We start from the raw sequence: 22,029 nt of genomic DNA on the forward strand, positions 1-22,029 counted from the left end.
GATAGAAACAGAAGCCACCGGAGCACCTCAAAAACACCATCATACACTAAATCAGTAAGTTGGCAGCATCACCCGCGCGTGACGAAAATAAATTCAGACAAGGCCAGGGAAATAATAACGGCTTACGAGAAGCCGTTACTGGAATAATAAAGAAGGCGCCGTTGAGGCATAAACCTGACAGCCTGATTCGCGGGGATCACTCCCCGCGCAGAGACTTACTTTCAGGGTTTACAGGCTAATAAAGCCGTAACCTCTTTTTCCCCATTCCGGTAGCGAAGTTCGTAAAGCCGTTCCCGGGTGAGGAGTATTATTGCCAGCAACGTCGCGCAGACGATAGCCAGGCGCCATACAGAAGTGTTGTGCTTCATAGCCTTTTCTCCTTGCCGTGAGGCGAGTAAGAGGCTAACATCATGACTGTTTGGGTTCATGTGTCGGCCTCGGGTTAAGTTATTAACTCGGGGCCTTCATCTTTCTGGAGACACATATTGCCTGAAACCAGAAAGCCTCAGGCGCCCGCGCAAATAATAAGTGACCTTTCCCTGTGCCTCTAATTATTTCTAATGAAGTGCGTACTTTTGCCGTTATTATTTTAAAGTGAACGTTTACCTTTATTTTATTTAGAGCGGCCTCGCATTTTTATTTTCAATTTTCATTCGTTTTCATTTTATTAAAAAACCTGCCTCCTCTTATTACTGCTCCCGTTAATCAACGCCGTTAAGCGCTCAGGACAGTTTTGCGCCGCTTTCTGGCAGGATGTCCTGAATCACTACCCTATTCGTCATTCTGGCCATGCTGAGTTCACGTAATCTCTGTTCATCGACACAACAACGCCTTACCTGAACCGGAGAAGACCCATGAGCAAAGCAGCAGAGCATAAAGGCACCGCGGTGATCACCGGCGCTTCCAGCGGCATCGGCGCGGTTTACGCCGACCGGCTGGCGCGTCGCGGCTACGACCTGATTATTGTCGCCCGCAACCGCGACAAGCTGAACCAGCTCGCCAGCCATATTTCCGCCGAAACGCAACGCAGCGTGGAAGTGGCGGCGGCTGACCTGAACGACCCGCAGGATTTGCGCGCGCTGGAAGCAAAACTGCGCCAGGACGCCAGCATCACGCTGCTGGTGAATAACGCTGGCGTCGGCACCCACACCGCGTTGCTGCAAAGCGACGTTGACCAGATGGAGCGCATGATAGATCTCAACGTTATCGCGCCGACCCGGCTGACCTACGCCGTCGTACCCGGCATGGTGGCGCGCGGGCGCGGGGCGATTATCAATATCGCCTCTATCGTCAGCATCGCGCCGGAGATCCTGAACGGCGTCTATGGCGGCTCGAAAGCGTATGTCCAGGCTTTCAGCCAGTCGCTGCACCACGAGCTGCACGGCCAGGGCATTCAGGTACAGGCGGTGCTGCCCGGCGCGACCGCCACCGACTTCTGGGCGACCGGCGGGCTGGCGCTTGAGCACCTTGACCCGACTATCGTCATGACCCCGCAGGCGCTGGTAGACGCCGCGCTGGTGGGCTTCGATCGCGGCGAGCTGATTACGCTCCCTTCCTTGCAGGATGAAGGCGAATGGCTGGCGTTTGAAGCGGCGCGCCAGGCCATGATGCAACACCTTTCCGTTAATAAACCCGCGCCTCGCTATCAGGCCGCTCACGAATAACACTGGAGAAAAATCATGAAACTGACCAACAACACTATCTTCATCACCGGCGGCACTTCGGGCATTGGCCGCGGGCTGGCGCAAGCGCTGCACAACCTTGGCAACCAGGTGATTATCTCCGGGCGTCGTAGGGCGCTGCTGGAGGAGGTGAGCGCGGCTAACCCTGGCATGGATTTCGTCGAGCTCGATATTACCGACCCGCAGCAGATCAAACAGGCCGCAGAACGGCTGATCGCGAAATATCCGCAGCTTAACGTCGTCATTAACAATGCGGGCATCATGCCGTTTGATGATGCCGCAGGCGAGCTGGACGACGAGCAGGCGGTGACGCTGGTCACCACCAACCTGCTGGGGCCGGTGCGCGTCAGCGCCGCCTTTATCGATCATCTGAAAAAACAGCCTCAGGCATGGCTTATCAACAACAGTTCGGTGCTGGCTTTCCTGCCGCTCGCCGCCACCGCGCTTTACTCCGCCACCAAAGCGGCTATCCACTCTTATACGCTCTCGCAGCGCTTCCTGCTGCGCGACACCGGCGTGAAAGTGGTGGAGATTGCGCCGCCGTGGGTGGACACCGACCTTATCTACAAAAGCGGCGACGAGCGCGCCATGCCGCTGGATGACTTTATCCGCGAGACGCTTGAGAAGCTGGCGGCGGGCGAAGAGGAAGCGATTGTCGAGCGTGTGCTGCCGGTACGCGACAACCCGGGCCGCCATGAACATGCGCTGGTGAACCAGTTCAACCAGGCGATGGTGGAAAACCCCATTCCGGTTCATTAACCCTTATGCCGGGCCGCGCGCCCGGTTTTTTCGCAGGCGGAGACACCCATGAACGCTTCTCTTTCGTTGTCCGGGCGCCGGGCGCTGCGGGCGTTAAGCTTTGCCTATTTCGTACAGGCCACCGGCTCGCTGGCGGTCTCCGGCAGCCTGGTGCCGATTGCCCGCGAGTGGGCCATCAGCGAATCGCAAAGCGCCTGGCTGCTGGCGTTGTTCGGTATGACTTTCGCCATTGCCGCGCCGCTCTCGCAGGTGCTGTTCGGCCATCTGCCGCGCCGCAAGCTGGTGTTGCGGGGCGTGGCTATCTTCGGCGGCGGCGCGTTTCTCTTTTCGCTGGCGCCAGACTACGGCGTGCTTGCCGCCTCGCGCATCGTCATGGGGATCGGCGCTTCGCTGATGGGGCCGGTGCTGGTGGGGCTTGGCGCCGAGCTGGTAGAGGAAAAAGAGCGCGGCAGCGCCATTGCGAAAGTGCTGTTCGGGCTGTCGCTTGCCAGTATGGTCGGGATCCCGCTCGCCGCCTGGGTCGCCAGCACCTGGGGGCCGAGAGCGCTGTTTGGCGCGGTCGGCGCGGTCAGCCTGCTGGTGGCGCTGAATATCCGCCTGACGGTACCGGAAACCGGCGCGGGCGCACGCATTCGCCTTGCGACCGTAGGCGAAGTGCTGACCAACACGAAGCTGCTGAGCGCTTTCCTGGTGGTCTTTTTTATCGCCGCTGGCGTCTTCGCCACCTATGCGTTTATCGCCCCGGTAGTGCGCGACAGCTTCCACGGCACGGCGCAGGATGTTTCACTCGCGCTGGCGGTGCTGGGCGTGGCGGGCATTCTCGGCAACCTGGTGGTTGCCCGCGCGGCGCGGCATTTCAGCGCGCAAACATTGCTGGTGGCGGGCATTGGGTTGCTGATGGTCGACATGCTGCTGATGCTGGCTGCACCGCCGCATCTTGCGCTGCTTTTCGCTGCGCTTAGCCTCTGGGCTTTTGCCACCGATCTGCTCTGGCCGACCCAGCAGCGGCGGGTGGTGGAGGTGGCCGGGCCGTGGCGGGGCATCGCGCTTGCGCTCACCAGCGCCTTTATGTTTTGCGGCATTGGCTTCGGCTCGGCGGTGGCGGCGTGGGTTTACCCGCGCTTCGGCTACGGCGGCCTGCTGGGGCTTTCGGTAGTGCTGCTGGCGCTGGCGCTGGCAAGCCTGGCGGTTTCCGAGCGGGCGCGGCGGCATGAGAAGGAAAATTGCGCCGCCCCCTGTTCCGCGACGCGCCTTTTATCGTAAAACAATATCTCTTCTTTGCCCCGGAGGCTTGCATGCACAAGATTGGCTTTTTACTGGCGGACGGTTTTCAACTACTGGCGCTCTCCACTCCCTCGGTGTTTGAGTTTGCCAATCTGGTGATCGGCGAGCCGTTTTACGAACTGGAAACCTGGTCGGAGCAGGGCGGGGCGGTGCGCTCGTCGGCGGGCGTTACGGTCAGCAGCCAGCCGCTCAGCGCGCTTTCCCGCGCCGACACCTGGCTTGTGGGCGGCGTTATTAATCCCCTGGACGCGCCGCCCACCGCGGCGGTGGTCGATTTCCTGCGCGCGGCGAGCAACCACTCCCGCCGCATCGCAGGCATCTGCACCGGGGCGTTTGTGCTGGGCGAAGCGGGGCTGCTGGACGGCAAGCGCGTCACCACCCACTGGGCGCATGCTGAAGCGTTAAAAGCGAAGGTGCCGACGGCGCTGCTGGAGCCGGATCGCATTTTCATCACCGACGGCGCGGTCTGGACCTCGGCGGGCATGACGGCCGGGCTGGATATGGCGCTTGGCATCGTGGAAAAAGATCTGGGGGCGGAGGCGGCTCGCGGGGTGGCGCACCGGCTGGTGATGCACCACCGCCGCTCGGGCGGGCAGACGCAGCACTCTGAAATGCTCTCGCTTTCGCCGCGCTCCGACCGCATCCAGAGCGCGCTGGAGTATGCGCGTAAAAACTTAAGCCGCGCCCTGACGGTGGACGACCTCGCCAGCGCCGTGCATTTAAGCCCGCGCCAGTTTAGCCGCCTGTTTCGCGAAGAGACGGGCAAATCGCCTGCGAAGGCCATTGAAGGCTTACGGCTTGAGGCGGCGCGCCTGATGATTGAGCAAGGCCGTCTTTCCATGGACGCCATTGCCCGCGAAGCGGGCTTTCGCGACCGTCGCCACATGCGCGAAGTGTTCGTGCGCGGCTTCGGCGTGCCGCCACAGGCGCTGCGTCAGGGGCGCTCCTCTTCCCGCGCGGCGTGAACCTTGCCGCGAAAAATCCAGAAACCCCAGCTGTTATAGATAAGCGTGACGGGCACAAATGCGCCGAAGGCGATAAGCATCAGCTTTTGCGTCGCGGGCGGCGCAGCGGCCTGGGTCAGCAGCAGATCCGGCGGCAACAGATAAGGAAAAACCGCCAGCAGCATGCCGCCGAAAGCCGCGATGAACAGTGTCAGCGTCATCGCCAGCGGCAGAAATTCACGCCTGCTTCTGAGCGCGGCGCCAAGCCCGGCCAGCGCCAGCAGGGCGACAAGCGCGAGCGGCCCGCTGTAATGCCACGCCAAAAGATGCAGCCGGTAGCTTTCATGAAGCTGCATCGTCCAGATAACCAGCCCTGCCAGCAGCGCGGCGGTCAGCGGCGCAAGCCGCATCGCCTGGCGGCGGCTCCACGCGGCAAGCTCGCCTTCGCAGCGCCAGATAAGCCAGCAGGCGCCCATCAGCGCGTAGCCTGCGCTTAACGACGCCGCGCAGTAGAGCGAAAAGGGCGACAGCCAGGCCATGGCGGATCCGGTAAAATGCTGGCCGTTATGGTCGATCCCTTCGATCCACGCCCCCATCGTCGCCCCCTGGCTCAGGGAGGCTAACCAGGAGCCAGCAATAAACAGCGCGTCGAAAAGCGCCGGGCGCTGGTGGCGAAATTCAATAGCCATGCCGCGCACAACCAGCGCCAGCAGCATGATCCAGACCGGCAAATAAAGGGCGCTGTAGAGAATGCTAAACGCGACGGGAAACAGCGCCAGCAGCGCGCCCGCAGTCAGCACAAGCCAGGTTTCGTTGCCGTCCCACACCGGCAAAATGGTGAGGTTCATCTGCTGGCGCGCCCCGGATGGCTGAAACGGCGCCAGCAGCCCGACGCCGAGGTCGGTACCGTCAAGCAGGACGTAAATCAGCACGCCGCATGCCAGCGCCATGGCGCTAAGCAGCGTTAACGACGGCAGAGAGAGGGCAGCCTCAAGCATCGTATCGTCCCCTTATGCTCTGCGGCAGAATGCCGCGCCCGGTCTGTTCCGCAACTTCGGCATTGGCCTCTTTTTCATCGTCGTGCGGCGCTTTGCCAAGCAGACGCAGCAAAAAGAAAAGGCCGATAGCGAAAGTGGCCAGGTAAACCAGCACGATGGCGATAAACGACGTCAGCACCAGCGAAGGGGCGACGGGCGAGGCGCTGTGGGCGGTGCGCAGCACGCCGTAAATGGTCCAGGGCTGGCGCCCGGTTTCCGTTACAAGCCATCCCGCCAGCATGGCGATAAAGCCTGCCGGGGCCATCGCCACCATGCCGCGTTGCAGCCAGCGCGAGGTCCAGAGCCTGCCGCGCAGTCGGGCAACCAGCCCGGCGAAGCCAAAGAAAATCATTAACAAGCCCAGCCCGACCATGGCGCGAAAAGAAAAAAAGACGCCTGGCACCCAGGGGCGTTCGTCCGCCGGGTACTGGTTCAGGCTGTGGATAGTGCCTGAGAGGTTATGGCGCAGATAAAGCGAGCCGATATTCGGAATCGCCAGCTCGAAATGGTTGCGCTGCGCTTGCATATCCGGAATGGCGAAAAGGCGCAGCGGCTCGCCTTCGCCTGGCGGCGGCGGGTTCCAGCTTCCTTCCATCGCCGCGAGCTTCACCGGCTGGTGGTCACGGGTGTTCTCGCCGTGCAGGTCGCCCACCACGGCCTGTAAAGGCGCAGCAAAAAGCAGTAACCACAGCCCCCAGGAGAACATCAGCCGCGCGCCGCGGTTATCCGGGCGCTTTAGCAAATGCCAGGCGCCCGTGGCGGCGATCAGGCAGGCGGCGGCGAGCATCGCCGCTATTGTCATATGGACAAAACGGTACGGAAACGAAGGGTTGAAAATAACGGCCCACCAGTCGACCGGCTGAAAGCGGCCGTCCGCCCCGGTAATAAAGCCCGCAGGCGTTTGCATCCAAGAGTTGGCGGAGAGGATCCAGAACGCGCTGAAAACCGAGCCTGCCGCCACCACGCAAGTGGCGAAGAAATGCACCCAGGGGCGCACCTTGCCCATGCCGAACAGCACCACGCCCATAAATCCCGCTTCGAGGAAAAAGGCGATGAGCACTTCCATATACATCATCGGCCCCATTACCGCGCCGGCCCGGCTGGCGAGCGCGCCCCAGTTGGTGCCGAACTGGAACTCCATCAGCACGCCGGTCACCACGCCCACCGCCACGTTAAGCGCGAATACCCGACTCCAGTACTTATACAGGTTGAGGTAGACCTGCTGCTTGCGCCACAGCCACAGCCCTTCCAGCAGCATCAGCCACTGCGCAAGGCCGATGGTGAAGGCCGCCAGCACAATATGAAAGCCGATGGTAAACGCGAACTGGCCGCGCGCCAGCAATAAAGCCGTCTCCTGGCTTAGCATGCTTCCTCCGCTGAAACTCAGGCGTCGCTCGGTTTACCGCTGAACGACGAAATAGGTTTATCCACTTCTTCCTCCATGCGGCGGGAGAAGGCCTTCAGGCCGTTCAGCAGCGGCGTAAGCGAATGCCAGAGCTCATCGTCATGCAGCATTTTCCACGCGCCGCGCGCCCCCGGGGCGCTGTTGCTGGCGCTTTCGGGCTGCTCTTCTTCGCGGCTCAGTTCGGCCATAAAATCGCGCAGGCCGAAGGCGAGCTTGTACATACGCTTGGGCGGGATAGTGGAGAGCGCCAGCAGCAGCACGGAGATGTTCTGGATGGTGTTGAGCGACCCTTTGCGGCTCAGGCCGTTGACGATCACCTGCATCCACTCGTTGTTGGACGCCACTAAATCGTTGGCGAGCCGCAGCACGCCATGCTCATGCAGCGTCTGTAACAGGCGCTGAAGTTCTTCTTCGGCGGTGGGGCCGATTTTCGGCGGCTCCACCTGATACTCAATCGCTTTAGCCATTAAAATTTCTCCGGATGCGGTTCCTGTGCGGGCGGCGGCGTGTAGTCGTCACGCTGCCATTTCGCCTCGACCGGCACATGGGTGATGGGGGTGCGCTTGCCATAGCGGAAATTATGCCGCGGCAGGGGAGAAGGGTGCGGTTCGCGGGAGAGCTTCTCAAGCTTCACCGCCAGCTCTTTATAGGCCGGGGTGTTGACCACCGGATCGTGATGTTCGCCGGTGAGCTGGTTAATGCCCGGCTTGCCCTGGTGAATGGAGATAAAGAGCGAGCCGCCCTCCACCCGTTCCGTCACGACCACCGGCACCTCCAGCGAACCGCGCCTTGAGGTGAGTTTCACCCAGTCGCCTTCTGCGAGGCCGCGCTCGCTGGCAAGCTGCGGGCTGATTTCCACAAACCAGTCCGGGGAGAGCGACAGGGTGCGCCCGCCGCGCCCGCTCTGGTTGGTGGACTGGAAATGCTCCAGCATGCGCCCGTTATTCAGCGCCAGGTCGTATTCGTCATCCGGCGCTTCGGCGGGCGGCTGCCAGCTCAGCGGATAAAGCACGGCGCGCCCGTCCGGGAATTTAAAGCCTTCGGTATAAAGCAGCGGCGTGCTCTCGCCGTCGGGCTTGACCGGCCAGAGCTGCGAATTCCACCCCTCCAGCCGCCCGTAGCTGACGCCGGCGAAAATCGTGGCGATGCCCGCCGCTTCCGCCATGATTTGCGAAGGGTGGGTATAGCCCCAGTCGTGCCCCATGCGCGCGGCAAGCTCAGTGAGAATGCGCCAGTCCGGGCGGCTGTCGCCAAGCGGCGCCATCGCCTCGTAAAAACGCTGGATGCGCCGCTCGGTATTAACGAAGGTGCCCTCTTTTTCCACGCTCGGACAGCCGGGCAAGACCACGTCGGCGAACTGCGCGGTGCGGCTTAAAAAGAGATCCTGCACCACCAGAAAATCGAGATCGGTAAAGCCTTCATGCACATTGGTGGTGTCGGCATCCGAAAACGCGGTTTCTTCGCCGATAACGTACATAGCGCGAACCTGCTTCGTGCGCGCGTGTTCGACCATCTCGAAGTTATCGGAGCCCACCTCAAGCGAGAGTTTTTCCGGCTCCACGCCCCAGGCTTTGGCCCATTTGGCGCGCACGCTTTCGTCGCTGACCGACTCATACCCTGGGTAGTAGTTTTTCAGGCAGCCGAAGTCGCTCGCTCCCTGCACATTATTGTGACCGCGCATTGGGTAGCCGCCCGTGCCGGGACGGCCATAATTGCCGGAGACCAGCAGCAGGTTCGAAAGCGCCGTGCTGGTGTCTGCGCCGTGGGTGTGCTGGGTTATGCCCATCGCCCAGACGATGCAGACCGACTCCGCGTTGCCGATAAGCTCGGCGGCGGCAGTCAGCGATTCCTCGGAAAGGCCAGTCGTTTTCGCGGCGAAGGCCAGCGAGAAAGGGGCCAGCGACTGGCGATACTCATCTACCTGATTCACGTGGTCCGCCAGAAACGCGCTGTCGGCGTAACCGTTGTCAAACAAATAGCGCGACATTGCCGAAGCCCAGACCATATCGGTGCCGGGACGAATGCGCAGATAAAGGTCGGCGCGCTCGGCCATTTCGTGGCGACGCGGATCCACCACCAGCAGCTTCTGGCCATGGTGTTTTTTCGCCGCTTTCAGGCGCGAGGCGATGACCGGGTGGTTTTCAGCGGTGTTGCTGCCGACGATAATCACCAGATCCGCTTTTTGCAGATCGTCGATGGTGCCTGCGTCGCCGCCGTAGCCAACGGTGCGGAATAACCCTTTAGTGGCCGGGTTCTGGCAGTAGCGCGATGAGTTATCCACGCTGTTGGTGCCGATAATCAGCCGGGCGATTTTCTGCGTCAGGTAAGCTTCTTCGTTGCTCGCCTTGCTGGAGCCGATAAAGCCGATGCTTTGCGGCCCATGCTGGTCGCGGATTTGCAACAGGCGGCGCGCCACCAGCTCCAGCGCCTCGTCCCAGCTCGCCTTGCGAAAACGGTCGTTTTCGCGGATAAGCGGCGTGGTGAGCCGCGCTTTATCGTTAATAAAATCCCAGGCGAACTTGCCTTTCACACAGGTGGAAATGCCGTTGGCGGGCGCGTCGGCCACCGGTTGCACCTTCAGCACGTGGCGGTCGCGCGTCCACATTTCAAAGCTGCAACCCACGCCGCAGTAAGTGCAGACGGTTTTGGTGCGTTTGATCTCCGGCTGGCGCCAGTGCATGTCCATAACGGAAATGCCGGTGACGATTTCCGCGCCGGTGCTGTTCTCAATCGCTTTGACGAGGTCGATCATCGGGCGCTTGAGCGTCTGCTTCATGCTGGTGAACGGCCCGGCGTCCGGCTGCATGGTTTTCTCCAGCAAGGCGTTGCAGGGGCAGACGGTGACGCAGTGGCCGCAGCTTACGCAGCTCGACCCGGCGATGGTTTCTCCGCCGTCCCAGAGCACGCGCGGGTGTTCCATGGTGTAGTCGATGCTGAGCGTCTCGTTAACCTCGACGTTCTGGCACGCCTCCACGCAACGGCCGCAGAGGATGCACTGATCCGGGTCGTAGGTGTAAAACGGGTTGGAATGGTCTTTCACGTAAGGCTTGCGCTGGTATTCGTAGCGCTGAATGGGGATATGCATATCCGCCATGGTGTTATGCAGCGTGCAGTCGCCGGTGTTGTGTTCGCAGACCGTGCAGTAAAGCTCATGCTTCGCCAGCAGCCTGTCCATGCCTTCGTGCTGCGCCGCCTCGGCTTTTTCCGTGCGGCTGGTTATCTGCATTCCCTGCGCGCTTTTCAGCGTACAGCCGCGCACCAGTTCGCCCTGATATTCCACCCAGCAAACGTCGCAGGTTTGCATTGGCTCCAGCGAAGGGTGGTAGCAGACGTGGGGCAGTTTCAGGCCGCCTGCGGTAAGAAAATCGATTAGCGGGATATTCGCCGGGCCAGTAACCGGCCTCCCGTCGTAAAACAGGGTACAAAGAGACTCGCTCATTCTGCTTCCTCAACCTTGCCAGTGGCTGCTGGCGTAGCGCGCCGCAGCAAATAAGAACGTCTTATCCCGGCGGGATGCGCTCTCGTTATAGTGGTTTAAAGGTAGCTACGCCCCCAGGGCTTCGCCAGGCTGGGATGTTGCGAAGTATGTACGGTTTCCCCTGAGAGACGCGGCGAGCGTACAGAAAACAGGCGAATCACCGCCTGCTAAAACAGCCGTTTTGCAATTTGCCGCGCATGTCGGTATAACGTTCGCTCATGGATGTTTAGACGTCTGCACGTATAGAAGGTGATATGCAGGAATCGCAACAGTTACAACGCACCATGAAAACCCGGCATCTGGTGATGCTCTCGCTAGGGGGCGTTATCGGCACCGGGCTCTTTTTTAATACTGGCTACATTATTTCCACTACCGGCGCGGCGGGCACGCTGCTTGCCTATCTTATTGGCGCGCTGGTGGTCTGGCTGGTGATGCAATGCCTTGGCGAGCTGGCGGTCGCCATGCCGGAAACCGGCGCGTTCCACGTTTATGCGGCGCGCTACCTTGGCCCGGCTACCGGCTACACGGTCGCCTGGCTTTACTGGCTCACCTGGACTGTGGCGCTCGGCTCAAGCTTTACCGCCGCAGGCTTCTGCATGCAGTACTGGTTTCCGCAGGTGCCGGTCTGGATCTGGTGTCTGGTTTTCTGCGTGGTGATTTTCGCCCTTAACGTTTTCTCTACCCGGCTTTTTGCCGAAGGGGAGTTTTGGTTCTCGCTGATTAAAGTGATCACCATTATTGCGTTTATCCTGCTCGGCGGGGCCGCGATGTTCGGCTGGCTGCCGATGAAAGACGGCTCGCCCGCGCCGTTGCTGCATAATCTGACGGCGGCGGGCTGGTTCCCGCACGGCGTGCTGCCTATCCTGATGACCATGGTGGCGGTGAACTTCGCCTTTTCCGGCACCGAGCTTATCGGCATCGCCGCAGGCGAAACTGAGAACCCGCAGAAAGTGGTGCCGGTAGCTATTCGCACCACCATCGCCCGGCTGATTATCTTTTTTATCGGCACGGTGCTGGTGCTGGCGGCGCTTATCCCGATGGACCAGGCGGGGGTGGTGAAAAGCCCGTTTGTGCTGGTGTTTGAGAAGGTCGGCATTCCTTATGCGGCTGATATTTTCAATTTCGTCATCCTGACGGCCATTTTATCGGCGGCGAACTCCGGGCTGTATGCCTCCGGGCGCATGCTCTGGTCGCTTGCTAACGAACGCACGCTGCCGCGCTGCTTTTCTCGTCTGACGCCCCGCGGCGTGCCGTTGACCGCGCTGTCGGTGAGTATGCTTGGCGGGGTGCTGGCGCTGCTCTCAAGCGTTATTGCGCCCGATACGGTTTTCGTCGCGCTGTCGGCGATTTCCGGTTTTGCCGTCGTGGCGGTGTGGCTGAGCATTTGCGCCTCGCATTACCTTTTCCGCAGCCGTCATCTGGCCGAGGGGCGCTCGCTTGATGCGCTGCACTACCGCGCCCCGTGGTTCCCGCTGACGCCAGTGCTGGGCTTTGTGCTTTGCCTTGTGGCCTGCGTCGGGCTGGCGTTCGACCCGAGTCAGCGCATCGCGCTGTGGTGCGGGCTGCCGTTTGTTGCGCTCTGCTATGGCGCCTATTATGTTACGCACGCCTTTTCAAAGCGTCAGACCGGTGAGGAGCCGCGCCATGTCACTGAATAATTCTTTAAATGCGCTGCTGAGCCAGCAGCCTTTCGTCGTGCTGGACGGCGCGCTTGCCACCGAACTTGAAGCGCGCGGCTGCAACCTTGCCGACAGCCTCTGGTCGGCGAAAGTGCTGATGGAAAACCCGCAGCTGATTTACCAGGTGCATCTGGATTACTTTCGCGCCGGGGCGCAGTGCGCTATTACCGCAAGCTACCAGGCCACGCCAGCGGGCTTTGCTGCGCGCGGGCTGGATGAGGCGCAATCCTGCGAGCTGATAGCCCGAAGCGTGGCGCTGGCGCGCCAGGCGCGGGAGGATTTTCTTAAAGAACAGCCGCAGGCAGGGCCGCTGTTGGTGGCAGGCTCGGTCGGGCCTTACGGCGCGTTTCTGGCGGATGGCTCGGAATACCGGGGCGACTACCAGCGCAGCGAAGAGGCGTTTAAAGCGTTTCATCGTCCGCGCGTTGCGGCGCTGCTGGAGGCGGGAGCGGATCTGCTGGCCTGCGAAACGCTGCCGTCGCTTGCCGAGGCGAGGGCGTTAGCGGCGCTGCTGGCGGAGTTTCCACAGGCCCGCGCGTGGTTCTCTTTCACGCTTCGCGACAGCGAACACATCAGCGACGGCACGCCGCTCAGGGACGTGACCGCCGCGCTGAAAGCCTGCCCGCAAGTTATAGCGCTTGGCATTAACTGTATCGCGCTGGAGAAAACCACCGCCGCGCTCTCGCACCTGCACGGCTTAACGCCGCTGCCGCTGGTGGTCTATCCCAACTCCGGCGAGGAGTATGACGCCGTAAGCAAAACCTGGCGCCACAGCGGTCACGCCTGCCACACGCTTGAACATTATCTCCCCGCCTGGCGGGACGCGGGCGCGAAGCTTATCGGCGGCTGTTGTCGCACCAGGCCGCAGGATATCGCCTCACTTGCCCGCCATTGCCTGGCGTAAAGCGTTAGCGCAAGATTTGCCGCTGACGCCAGTCGGCGGCGTTCAGGCAAAACAGCAGGCTCGGCGGCGCGCCTGCGACGTCGTCTATGGTGCCCGTGTGCGCCAGCCCCGCCTTCAGCAGCACGTTCTGCGAGGCGAGATGATGCTGGCGTACCCGCGCTGAAATTTCGCTCAGGTTCAGCGTTTCAAAACCGTAGCGTACGGCATGCCTCGCGAACTCCGTGGCGTAGCCTTTCCCCCAGGCGTCTGTTTCGAAACGGTAGCCAAGGTTGTTCATCCACTGCCCGCCGGAATGAATAACGTTCAGGCCGCCGAAGCCGAGAATGTGCTCAGGCGACCCGACAGCCGCTATCGCCCAGTCGCCAAAGCCTTTTTCATGCCAGTGGTTTAGCCAGCGCGCCATCACGCTTGCGGAATGCGCGCGGCTGGGGTGAGGCCCGGCAGGGTTAAAAGCGTTGGTCGCCGGGTCGCCGTAGATGCGAAAAAGCGCGTCGGTGTCTGCTTCGGTCACAGGGCGAAACAGCAAGCGTTGAGAATGGATTATCACGTTTATTTAGCGCTCCGATCAGGTGAACAGGCTTCTTTTTTTAACCTGAAACGCCGCCAGAAAATAGCTACCTGAACAAAGGGAAGCGCGGCTTGTACAATCCGTTACACGCCGATACCAATCACTCACGGAAGCGACGGCGCGGCTTCTCTATAGTGACTTCAACGGCCCCGCAGTGGGGTAGCGAACAAACAACGTTGAGGGTAAAGAGATGAAAAAAGTATTAGCACTGATTGTTGCTGCGACCATGGGCCTGTCTGCCGCCGCTTTCGCCGCAGATAACGCGGCTGCGCCAGCGCCGACGGCGACCACCACTACCGCCGCGCCGGCAAAAGCCCCGGCGGCGAAAACCCATCACAAGAAAGCGCATAAAAAAGCGGCTGAGCAAAAAGCGCAGGCGGCTAAAAAGCACCACAAAAAAGCGGCTGCCACTACCGAGCAGAAACCGGTAGAGCAAAAAGCGCAGGCGGCTAAAAAGCACCACAAAAAAGCGGCGGCCACTACCGCGCAGAAACCGGTAGAGCAGAAAGCGCAGGCGGCCAAAAAGCATCACAAAAAAGCGGTAAAACACACCGCCGCTAAACCGGCCGCTCAGCCTGCCGCGTAAGTTTCATTCGTTCGTCCCCCCGCAAAACACCCGGTTCGCCGGGTGTTTTTTTATGGGTTTTACGGCGTAAATTCAGCGCGTAACGCGCTTTCAAAGGCCGCCGGGAAGAGACGCCGTGTTTATCGCGGCATTGGCTGGTGCGCGCCGATATAGCGGTCGCGCCGGGATGCTTTAAGGCGCGTTAAGTCGACCAGCACCAGCCCGTCCACACAGTTGTTGAACGCCGGGTCGCTGCCGAAATCGATAAACTGCACGCCGCCTGGCTCGCACAACTCCGAATATTGTTTGTAAAGCGGCGGTATGCCGCAGCCGAGGTTGCCAAGCAGTGATTTCAGGCGCGTCAGATCTTCTACATAATCCTCGCCGCTGAACTGCGCCAGCGCTTCGGGCAGCGAAACGGGATAAGGACAGCGGGAGGCGGCCAGCGCTTCAGACGCCGGGAACCAGAGCCGGTAAAAGGCCACCAGTAAATCGCGCGCCGCAGGCGGCAGCCCGCCGGAAATCGATACCGGGCCAAACAGGTAGCGATAGTGCGGATACCGCGCCAGATAAGCGCCGATGCCGCTCCACAGGTAATCCAGCCCGCGTCGTCCCCAGTATTGCGGCTGAATAAAGCTGCGTCCCAGCTCAATTCCCTGGCTTAACACCGCGCGCATTCTGTCGTCATAGTGAAAAAGCGTGTGGCTGTAGAGCGCCTCGGGGCCATGTTGCGCCACTAGATCGGCGCAGGGGGTGAAGCGATAGGCGCCGACAATTTCCAGCGCGGCGTCATCCCAGAGGATCAGGTGTTGATAATCGTCGTCATAACGGTCAACGTCACGGCGTCTGCCGCTGCCTTCGCCAACGGCGCGAAAAGCGATCTCCCGCAACCGTCCCAGCTCCCGCAGTACCGGCGCTTCTTCCGCCCCTTGCCGCTGCCAGAGGTAAATTGTTTTGCCGTCCGGCGTCTGGCCAAGCACTTCCGCCTGCGCGAGCGAGTGGCGCAGCGTAGCCCGGTCTTCCGGCCGCGCTATAGCGCATTCACTGCGAAAAACGCCCTTGCGGCCCTGGCCCAGCCGCAACACATGCTGGCGAAAACGCGCCGCCGTCTCTTTTGTTGCGGCGTCAGGCTCATGCCAGTAACGCCACGGGATACGCTCGCCAATGGTGACGGGCAGCGTGTCACCGCGCTTGCGAAACATTTCGCCAATCAGCATCAGCATGGCAAGGCCTGGCGATAGCAGCGAGGCGCTATAAAAAGCGAGGCTGTTGCGCCCGCCCAGATGCACAGGCAGCACGGTGGCGCGATAGCGGCTGGCGAGCTTCACAAATCCCGGGTTCCAGGTTTTATCCACGATGCCCTGCGCCGCCGGGCGCGATACTTCCCCTGCCGGGAAAAAGAGCAGCACCCCGCCGCGCTCAAGCTGCGCTTCCATCTGCCTGACGGCGCTTTTGCGGGTGCGGTTGCCAAGGTTATCCACGGCGATAAACAGCGAAGAGAGCGGCTCAAGGTGGCTCAGCATGCGGTTAGCCACGACTTTGACATCCCGCCGCACGCGGGAAAGCGCATAAAGCAGCACAAGGCCGTCGAGGGTACCGGTAGGGTGGTTCGCCACCACAACCAGCGGCCCGCTGTCGGGGATTTGCTCCAGCTCTCTGGCAGCGATATCGCAGCGAATGTGCAGATGCTCAAGCACCTGCTCCACCATATCCAGCCCTTTCAGATGGCGATGGCGGGCGGCGAAGGCCTGAAATTCCTCTTCGTGAAGCAGTTTTTTTAATACGCGTTTAAGCCAGGGGGAAGTGCTGTTTTGGGGGTACAGGTCGTGCAGAACGTCGTCGATGCTGAACATGCCAGGCTCTCCTCGCGTTAACGAGGGTGAACATAACCAGTAAAGATGACGGCGCCGTGTCAGGCTGATGACGGTAACGTCACAGCGCGAGTAAAAAGCAAGATTGAAAGTTTAAGGCGTTATAGCAACTGGAAAAATTAAGCGCGCTATAAAAACAGGTTAACTTAGTAAAAAAGGTGGTTTTGGTAGCGGTTGATTTGTGTTGTAGCGTAAATGTTAACCATAGCTGCGCTGGCGAGCGGGCTCTTTTTTGACGGGGGATGCAGTGAGCTATTTTACGCAGAAGAAACCGATTTTCACTGCCAGATACGATTGTTTTTCGGTTTCAAAGAAAAAACGGCCCGCAGGCCGCTTTTATCACGCTTAAATGATGTTTTTCTCCGCCAGATCGAGCGCGAAGTAGGTAAAGATAAGATCGGCGCCAGCGCGCTTAATTGCGCCCAGGCTTTCCAGCGTGACGTTGATTTCGTCGATGGCGCCCGCCTGGGCGGCAAATTTGATCATCGCGTATTCGCCGCTTACCTGATAGGCGCCGAGCGGCAGCGTAGTGCGCTCGCGGATATCGCGCAGGATATCAAGATAAGGGCCAGCGGGTTTAACCATCAGCGCGTCTGCGCCTTCCGCTTCGTCGAGCAGCGATTCGCGAATCGCCTCGCGGCGGTTCATCGGACTCATCTGGTATGTTTTGCGGTCGCCTTTCAGCGCAGTGCCCGCCGCTTCACGGAACGGGCCGTAGAAAGAAGAGGCGAACTTGGTGGAGTAAGACATGATGGCGGTGTCGGTAAAGCCCGCTGCGTCCAGCGCCTGGCGAATCGCCTTCACCTGGCCGTCCATCGCTGCGGAAGGGGCGATGAAGTCGGCGCCCGCCGCCGCCGCGACGACAGCCTGCTTGCCAAGGTTAATCAGCGTCTGGTCGTTATCGACGCCGTGGTCGCACAGCACGCCGCAGTGGCCGTGCGTAGTGTATTCACAAAAGCAGGTATCGGACATAACGACCATTTCCGGCACCGCCTCTTTAGCGATGCGGGACATCCGCGCCACCAGACCGTTTTCGTTCCAGGTGTCGCTGCCGCACTCATCGGTGTGGTGAGAAATGCCAAAGGTCATTACCGAGCGGATGCCCGCTTTGGCGATGCGCTCAATCTCTTTCGCAAGGTATTTCTCAGGAATGCGCACCACGCCCGGCATGGCGGCGATGGGCTTGTAGTCGTCCAGCCCTTCTTCAACAAAAATAGGCAGCACCAGATCGCTGCGGCTTAACGTGGTTTCTTCAAACATGGCGCGCAGCGAGGGCGATTTGCGCAGGCGGCGCGGACGGGAAATCAGGGAAAAATCGGACATGGTCATTATCTTTTATCTGCCAGAAAGACCCTTATTTTACCCGAATAATTTGCCGGCGTTTTACGATTATGGTCGCTAAACGGCCATCCCTGGCCTTTCGGCGTCAGTTAAGACCCGCTTTATCCAGCCCGTAAGCGGCATCCGCAGAGCCGGGCACGGTGCGAAACGCCACGCCCATACGGTTCCAGCTGTTGATGGCCGCTATCTGGAAACTGATTTGCGCAATCTCTTCTTCGGTAAAATATTCCCGCACGGCAATCCATTCCTCATCTGACACCTCCCGGTTGGTCAGGCGGGTTAACGCTTCGGTCCAGCCAAGCGCGGCGCGCTCGCGGGCTGAAAAGAGGGTAGATTCACGCCAGACGGCGACATGATGCAGACGCAGCTCGCGCTCGCCGTGCATTCTCGCCTCTTTCACATGCATATCCACGCAGAAGGCGCAGCCATTAAGCTGCGAGGCGCGCAGCATAATAAGCTGCCCCAGCTCTTTTATCACCGGCTTGCGGCTAAGCGCGGCACTGAGTTCCATACACTTGTTCGCCAGATCGCCCGCGGCCTGGAAGTAGTTAAGACGTTGTGACATGGTGGTTCTCCCGACGTGTTTGAATGAACGGACGTCATTTTGCCGGGAGCATGGTCTGCCTTATAGTGCCAAGTTTGGGCTTTTCAGGCAGACCATAAGGCAGGCTTACTCGCGCTCTTTCAGCAATTCAACAAGGCGCTCAAGCGCAAACGCCGCTGCCTGATTGATCACCGTTTCCGGGTCGCCGTTGAAATGGCGCTTTTCCGCCACAACGCTGCCATCGTTTAGCGCCCAGCCGAACCAGACCGTGCCGGCGGGCGTACCGTCTTCACCGCCGTCCGGCCCGGCATAGCCGCTCACGGATAAGCTCACATCTTCTGCGGAGCGGTCGCGCGCGCCCTGCGCCATCTCTTTCACGGTTTGTTCGCTGACGGCGGTATAAAGACGCAGCGTCTCTTCGCTCACGCCCAGCATATTGTGCTTCGCTTTATTGGTGTAAGTGGTGAAGCCGCTGGAAAAGAAATCGGTGGTGTCGCCAGTGGCGCAAAGAGAGTAGGCGATAAGCCCGCCGGTGCAGGACTCCGCCGTCGCGAGTTTTAAGCCCTTTGCGCGAAGATAATCTTTAACTTTGGTGGTAGCGCGTTCAATAGCATCGCTCATTTTTATCTCCTCTATCCAGAACCGTTTAAAGTATAGATGAAACTGGCGGAGTAACCCGCGCGTCCGCTTTATTCGCTAAGAATTGGATTGATTTAACCAATCATTTTGGTCTTCTTATTTTTATTAATAATAAATTTAGCGGCATAAAAAATAAGTTAAAGCAATATAAAGATACACGGCGTGTGTCTTTTTTATGTTTTAATAAAGCGCTGTTTACAGGATTGCAGAGGGCAGTGCGTATTTACTTATTATTGGTTCAACTAATGACTGACCCATTATTTATTCATTAAGTACCTCAAAAGAGGTAATACATAAAGGATATGTATTTATTTTGAAAGCGTTTAATTGTAACAGGTATGAAAGCGGACAACCGGTAATCAGCAATTGAACCTTTTCTGTTCCGGGCCGCATAATCATCAGGCCAGCGTTATTCATATATGCTGGCTGCATTGTTAATTGATGGACCAACTTTGATTACGTCCCTGAGGAGGGATGACTAATGCACTCCTGGAAAAAGAAACTAGTATTATCTCAACTGGCATTGGCCTGTACTATGGCAATCGCTTCTCAGGCCTCTGCTAAAGATATTTCTGGTACCACGTATGATACGTTTTATTACGACGGTATTAACGGCGAAGTAATATATCAAGGCTATGCTGGCTGGAATAATGTAGATACCCTTGATGGTAATATTTATCCGGCCATCAATAGCGCGGCGGTAAACGGCGTTATCTCCACCTGGTATCTGGATAATGACAACGGCGTTAATAATAATTCGAACGCATTAACGATTAAAGACAGTACAATTCATGGCATGGTGACATCTGCCTGTATGACCACGGACTGCGGTACGCGTGGCTCTGATTATGTTTACGATCGCCTGGCGCTGAACGTGGATAATTCCACCATTGACGATGACTTCGAGCATTTTAATTATTATGCGGCGAATGGCAGCAGTTATAACACTGCGTCAGTGGACGTTTACGACCTCGGTACGGCGATCACCCTGGATCAGGAATCCGATATTGTTATCCAGAATAATTCGCACGTCGCGGGTATTACCCTGACGCAGGGATATGAGTGGGAAGATTATGAAAATGTCGCGACCGTCGGCGGCGTAAACAGCAACGAAATCTTTAATAATACCCTGGTGGTCAAAGATTCCGTCCTGACCTCCGGCTCATGGAGCGATGAGGGTACGAATGGCTTCTATGGCCGCAGCGATAAAGCCAGCGACTACAGCAACAGCGCTACGCTGGATGATGCCGCGCTGACCGTCGTCGCCAGTGCCGACGCCGACAACGCCATGCAAACGACCGCCTCGTTTGACCACTCCACGCTGACGGGGGATGTGGTGTTCGTCAGCAGCTTCGATGAAAACTTCGGCGGCTACGATATCGACAACGGCGACAACACCTTTACCCATGTCGATGCCTATGACGTTAACGGCGACGGCGTGGCGGATTCTAACGGCTGGGATAACACCGACCGTCTGGATCTGACGCTGACCAACGGCAGCAAATGGGTGGGCGCGGCTATCTCCAGCGTGGAAGCTACCGCAGAACTGTATGATTACCAGCCCAACAGCCTGTGGCCGACTTCCGTCTATGGCGTGGAAAACAACGACAGCGCCTTTGACGAAGCAGGCCATGTGGTCGGCAATGCGGTCTACCAGAGCGGCCTTTTCAATGTCACGCTGGATAACGGCTCGGAGTGGGACACCCGTAAAGCGTCCAATATCGATACCCTGACGGTGAACAACCGCTCCCAGGTGAATGTGGAAGACTCCTCGTTGCTGGCGGACAGCATCGCGCTCGGCAATGCTTCCTCGCTGAACATTGGCGATTCCGGCGCGGTCGCAACCGATCATCTGACTCTCGACACCTTAAGCCAGCTCACTCTCACCGAAGAGACGGCAGAACTGAAGGCCAATACCGTTACCGTGGACAACGGCGCTCAACTGGCGCTGGGGCTGGGCCAGCTTGATACCGGTAATCTGCAATTGACCGACGGCGGCGTGTTTAACGTGGCGAGCCGCGACTACACGTTAAATTCAGATCTCAACAACGTGCGTTACGTGACCAACGATATACATAGCGCGGACTATGACTATGGCGTTATCGCCCTGAATGCCGACGGGCATCTGGCGGTAAACGGCGACGTGGCGGGCAACTACGCCGTGCGCATTGATAACGCCACCGGCGCGGGCGCAATCGCGGATTATAAAAATAACGAGGTGATCCGCGTTTATGATAATGACGCCGCCACCTCCGCCACCTTCACGGCGGCGAACAAGGCCGATCTCGGCGCGTACACCTATGAAGCGCAGCAGCAGGGCGATACGGTGGTGCTGGAACAGCAGGAATTAACCGATTACGCCAACATGGCGCTGAGTATTCCTTCCGCCAACACCAATATCTGGAACCTGGAGCAGGACACGCTCGCAACTCGCCTGGCGCAGGGTCGACACACGGCAGGGGATACGGGCGGCGCATGGGTGAGCTATTTCGGCGGCAACTATAATGCCGACACCCACACGCTGGATTACGATCAGGACGTTAACGGCATTATGGTCGGCCTGGATAAACAAATCGACGGCAACATGGCCAAATGGACAGTGGGCGCCGCGGCGGGCTTTGCCAAGGGCGACATCAGCGACCACAGCGGCCAGGTCGATCAGGACAGCCAGTCTGCGCGCTTCTACACCTCCGGGCGCTTTAGCAATAACGTCTTTATCGATACCACTCTGAGCTACAGCCACTACAGCAACGACCTGAGCGCGGTAATGAGCAACGGCGCGGCGGTGAATGGCGATATCTCTACCGACGCCTGGGGCTTTGGCCTGAAAGCGGGCTACGACTGGCAGTTTAACCCGCAAGGTTATCTGACTCCGTATGCCGCTATCTCCGGCCTGTTCCAGGATGGCGATGATTACCAGCTTAGCAACGGCATGGATGTTGACAGCCAGTCTTACGACAGCCTGCGTTATGAGCTGGGCCTGGATCTGGGCTATACCGTCAGCTACGGCAACGATCAGGCGTTTATGCCCTATGCCAAACTGGCTTATGTCTATGATGATGCAAACAGCAACAGCGCTGATGTTAACGGCGACAGCATTGATAATGGCGTGGAAGGCTCCGCAGTACGGGCGGGTCTGGGCGGCCAGTTCAGCTTCACCAAAAACTTTAGCAGCTACGCTGATGTTAACTACCTTGGCGGTGGCGATGTCGATCAGGACTGGGCGGCCAACGTAGGGGTCAAATATACCTGGTAACAGTGCTTTTTCAGCAGATGCGCCTCGGCTGAAAAGTGCTATTTCAGGAGTAAAAATGCCCATCCAGGAATGG

Annotated in this window: 18 protein-coding genes; 8 read left to right on the forward strand and 10 right to left on the reverse strand. The window is 59.0% G+C overall.

The window, feature by feature from the left end; all coding sequences use genetic code 11:
* Window positions 1–221 precede the first annotated feature (221 nt).
* On the reverse strand, window positions 222–428 hold the full coding sequence (locus DW56_RS15080) for a Hok/Gef family protein (RefSeq protein WP_328586000.1): 207 nt from the start codon (window positions 426–428) through the stop codon (window positions 222–224).
* A 426-nt stretch (window positions 429–854) separates the two neighbouring features.
* Between DW56_RS15080 and DW56_RS15085 the strand changes: the two genes are divergently transcribed.
* The 4 genes from DW56_RS15085 to DW56_RS15100 are packed head-to-tail and all read left to right on the forward strand — an operon-like array spanning window position 855 to window position 4,690.
* The gene (locus DW56_RS15085; RefSeq protein ID WP_024554378.1) at window positions 855–1,664 is read left to right on the forward strand and encodes an SDR family NAD(P)-dependent oxidoreductase; all 810 of its coding nucleotides are present in this window, start codon (window positions 855–857) and stop codon (window positions 1,662–1,664) included.
* A 15-nt stretch (window positions 1,665–1,679) separates the two neighbouring features.
* Window positions 1,680–2,441, forward strand: a complete 762-nt coding sequence (locus DW56_RS15090; RefSeq protein WP_024554377.1) for an SDR family oxidoreductase — start codon at window positions 1,680–1,682, stop codon at window positions 2,439–2,441.
* Between the two features lie 48 nt (window positions 2,442–2,489).
* Window positions 2,490–3,704, forward strand: a complete 1,215-nt coding sequence (locus DW56_RS15095; RefSeq protein WP_024554376.1) for an MFS transporter — start codon at window positions 2,490–2,492, stop codon at window positions 3,702–3,704.
* Window positions 3,705–3,736: 32 nt separating this feature from the next.
* Window positions 3,737–4,690 (forward strand): GlxA family transcriptional regulator, encoded by a 954-nt coding sequence (locus tag DW56_RS15100; protein WP_024554375.1) that lies wholly within the window; start codon window positions 3,737–3,739, stop codon window positions 4,688–4,690.
* On the opposite strand, the gene DW56_RS15105 is transcribed toward DW56_RS15100, so the two are convergent.
* The 4 genes from DW56_RS15105 to fdhF are packed head-to-tail and all read right to left on the reverse strand — an operon-like array spanning window position 4,660 to window position 10,550.
* Window positions 4,660–5,667, reverse strand: coding sequence for a cytochrome d ubiquinol oxidase subunit II (locus DW56_RS15105; protein WP_024562339.1), 1,008 nt, complete (start codon window positions 5,665–5,667; stop codon window positions 4,660–4,662). The two genes, DW56_RS15100 and DW56_RS15105, sit on opposite strands and share 31 nt — an antisense overlap.
* The gene (locus DW56_RS15110; RefSeq protein WP_024554689.1) at window positions 5,660–7,072 is read right to left on the reverse strand and encodes a cytochrome ubiquinol oxidase subunit I; all 1,413 of its coding nucleotides are present in this window, start codon (window positions 7,070–7,072) and stop codon (window positions 5,660–5,662) included. The genes DW56_RS15105 and DW56_RS15110 overlap by 8 nt, the downstream gene beginning before the upstream one ends.
* Window positions 7,073–7,089: 17 nt before the next feature.
* A complete protein-coding gene (locus DW56_RS15115; RefSeq protein ID WP_024554690.1) occupies window positions 7,090–7,578 on the reverse strand; it encodes a helical membrane plugin domain-containing protein in 489 nt (162 codons plus the stop codon).
* Window positions 7,578–10,550 (reverse strand): formate dehydrogenase subunit alpha, encoded by a 2,973-nt coding sequence (fdhF, locus tag DW56_RS15120; protein ID WP_024554691.1) that lies wholly within the window; start codon window positions 10,548–10,550, stop codon window positions 7,578–7,580. The genes DW56_RS15115 and fdhF overlap by 1 nt, the downstream gene beginning before the upstream one ends.
* A 293-nt stretch (window positions 10,551–10,843) precedes the next feature.
* Between fdhF and mmuP the strand changes: the two genes are divergently transcribed.
* Together mmuP and mmuM are read left to right on the forward strand one after the other, a co-directional pair.
* On the forward strand, window positions 10,844–12,247 hold the full coding sequence (gene mmuP / locus DW56_RS15125) for an S-methylmethionine permease (RefSeq protein ID WP_024554692.1): 1,404 nt from the start codon (window positions 10,844–10,846) through the stop codon (window positions 12,245–12,247).
* The gene (gene mmuM / locus DW56_RS15130; RefSeq protein ID WP_024554693.1) at window positions 12,234–13,172 is read left to right on the forward strand and encodes a homocysteine S-methyltransferase; all 939 of its coding nucleotides are present in this window, start codon (window positions 12,234–12,236) and stop codon (window positions 13,170–13,172) included. Before mmuP ends, mmuM begins: the two co-directional genes overlap by 14 nt.
* 4 nt (window positions 13,173–13,176) lie before the next feature.
* Here mmuM and DW56_RS15135 read toward each other — a convergent pair whose 3' ends face one another.
* Window positions 13,177–13,719 (reverse strand): GNAT family N-acetyltransferase, encoded by a 543-nt coding sequence (locus tag DW56_RS15135; RefSeq protein WP_024554694.1) that lies wholly within the window; start codon window positions 13,717–13,719, stop codon window positions 13,177–13,179.
* Between the two features lie 211 nt (window positions 13,720–13,930).
* Between DW56_RS15135 and asr the strand changes: the two genes are divergently transcribed.
* Window positions 13,931–14,326 carry an acid resistance repetitive basic protein Asr gene (gene asr, locus DW56_RS15140; protein WP_029589956.1) on the forward strand — a complete coding sequence of 132 codons (396 nt, stop codon included), beginning with the start codon at window positions 13,931–13,933 and terminating at the stop codon, window positions 14,324–14,326.
* A 119-nt stretch (window positions 14,327–14,445) separates the two neighbouring features.
* Here asr and olsF read toward each other — a convergent pair whose 3' ends face one another.
* The 4 genes from olsF to DW56_RS15160 form a co-directional block, all read right to left on the reverse strand.
* Window positions 14,446–16,158: a bifunctional ornithine lipid synthase OlsF gene (gene olsF / locus DW56_RS15145; protein ID WP_024554696.1), complete on the reverse strand. Its 1,713-nt coding sequence runs from the start codon at window positions 16,156–16,158 to the stop codon at window positions 14,446–14,448.
* Window positions 16,159–16,521: 363 nt separating this feature from the next.
* The gene (gene hemB / locus DW56_RS15150) at window positions 16,522–17,499 is read right to left on the reverse strand and encodes a porphobilinogen synthase (protein WP_024562040.1); all 978 of its coding nucleotides are present in this window, start codon (window positions 17,497–17,499) and stop codon (window positions 16,522–16,524) included.
* A 103-nt stretch (window positions 17,500–17,602) separates the two neighbouring features.
* Window positions 17,603–18,082: a carboxymuconolactone decarboxylase family protein gene (locus DW56_RS15155; RefSeq protein WP_024554090.1), complete on the reverse strand. Its 480-nt coding sequence runs from the start codon at window positions 18,080–18,082 to the stop codon at window positions 17,603–17,605.
* A 105-nt stretch (window positions 18,083–18,187) separates the two neighbouring features.
* Window positions 18,188–18,682 carry a 2-oxo-tetronate isomerase gene (locus DW56_RS15160; RefSeq protein ID WP_024554091.1) on the reverse strand — a complete coding sequence of 165 codons (495 nt, stop codon included), beginning with the start codon at window positions 18,680–18,682 and terminating at the stop codon, window positions 18,188–18,190.
* Between the two features lie 499 nt (window positions 18,683–19,181).
* Here DW56_RS15160 and DW56_RS15165 point away from each other — a divergent pair, with 499 nt between their 5' ends.
* On the forward strand, window positions 19,182–21,956 hold the full coding sequence (locus tag DW56_RS15165; protein WP_024554092.1) for an autotransporter outer membrane beta-barrel domain-containing protein: 2,775 nt from the start codon (window positions 19,182–19,184) through the stop codon (window positions 21,954–21,956).
* The last annotated feature ends 73 nt before the right edge of the window (window positions 21,957–22,029 follow it).

The sequence above is a fragment of the Franconibacter helveticus LMG 23732 genome, assembly GCF_000463115.2.
Lineage (GTDB): Bacteria > Pseudomonadota > Gammaproteobacteria > Enterobacterales > Enterobacteriaceae > Franconibacter > Franconibacter helveticus.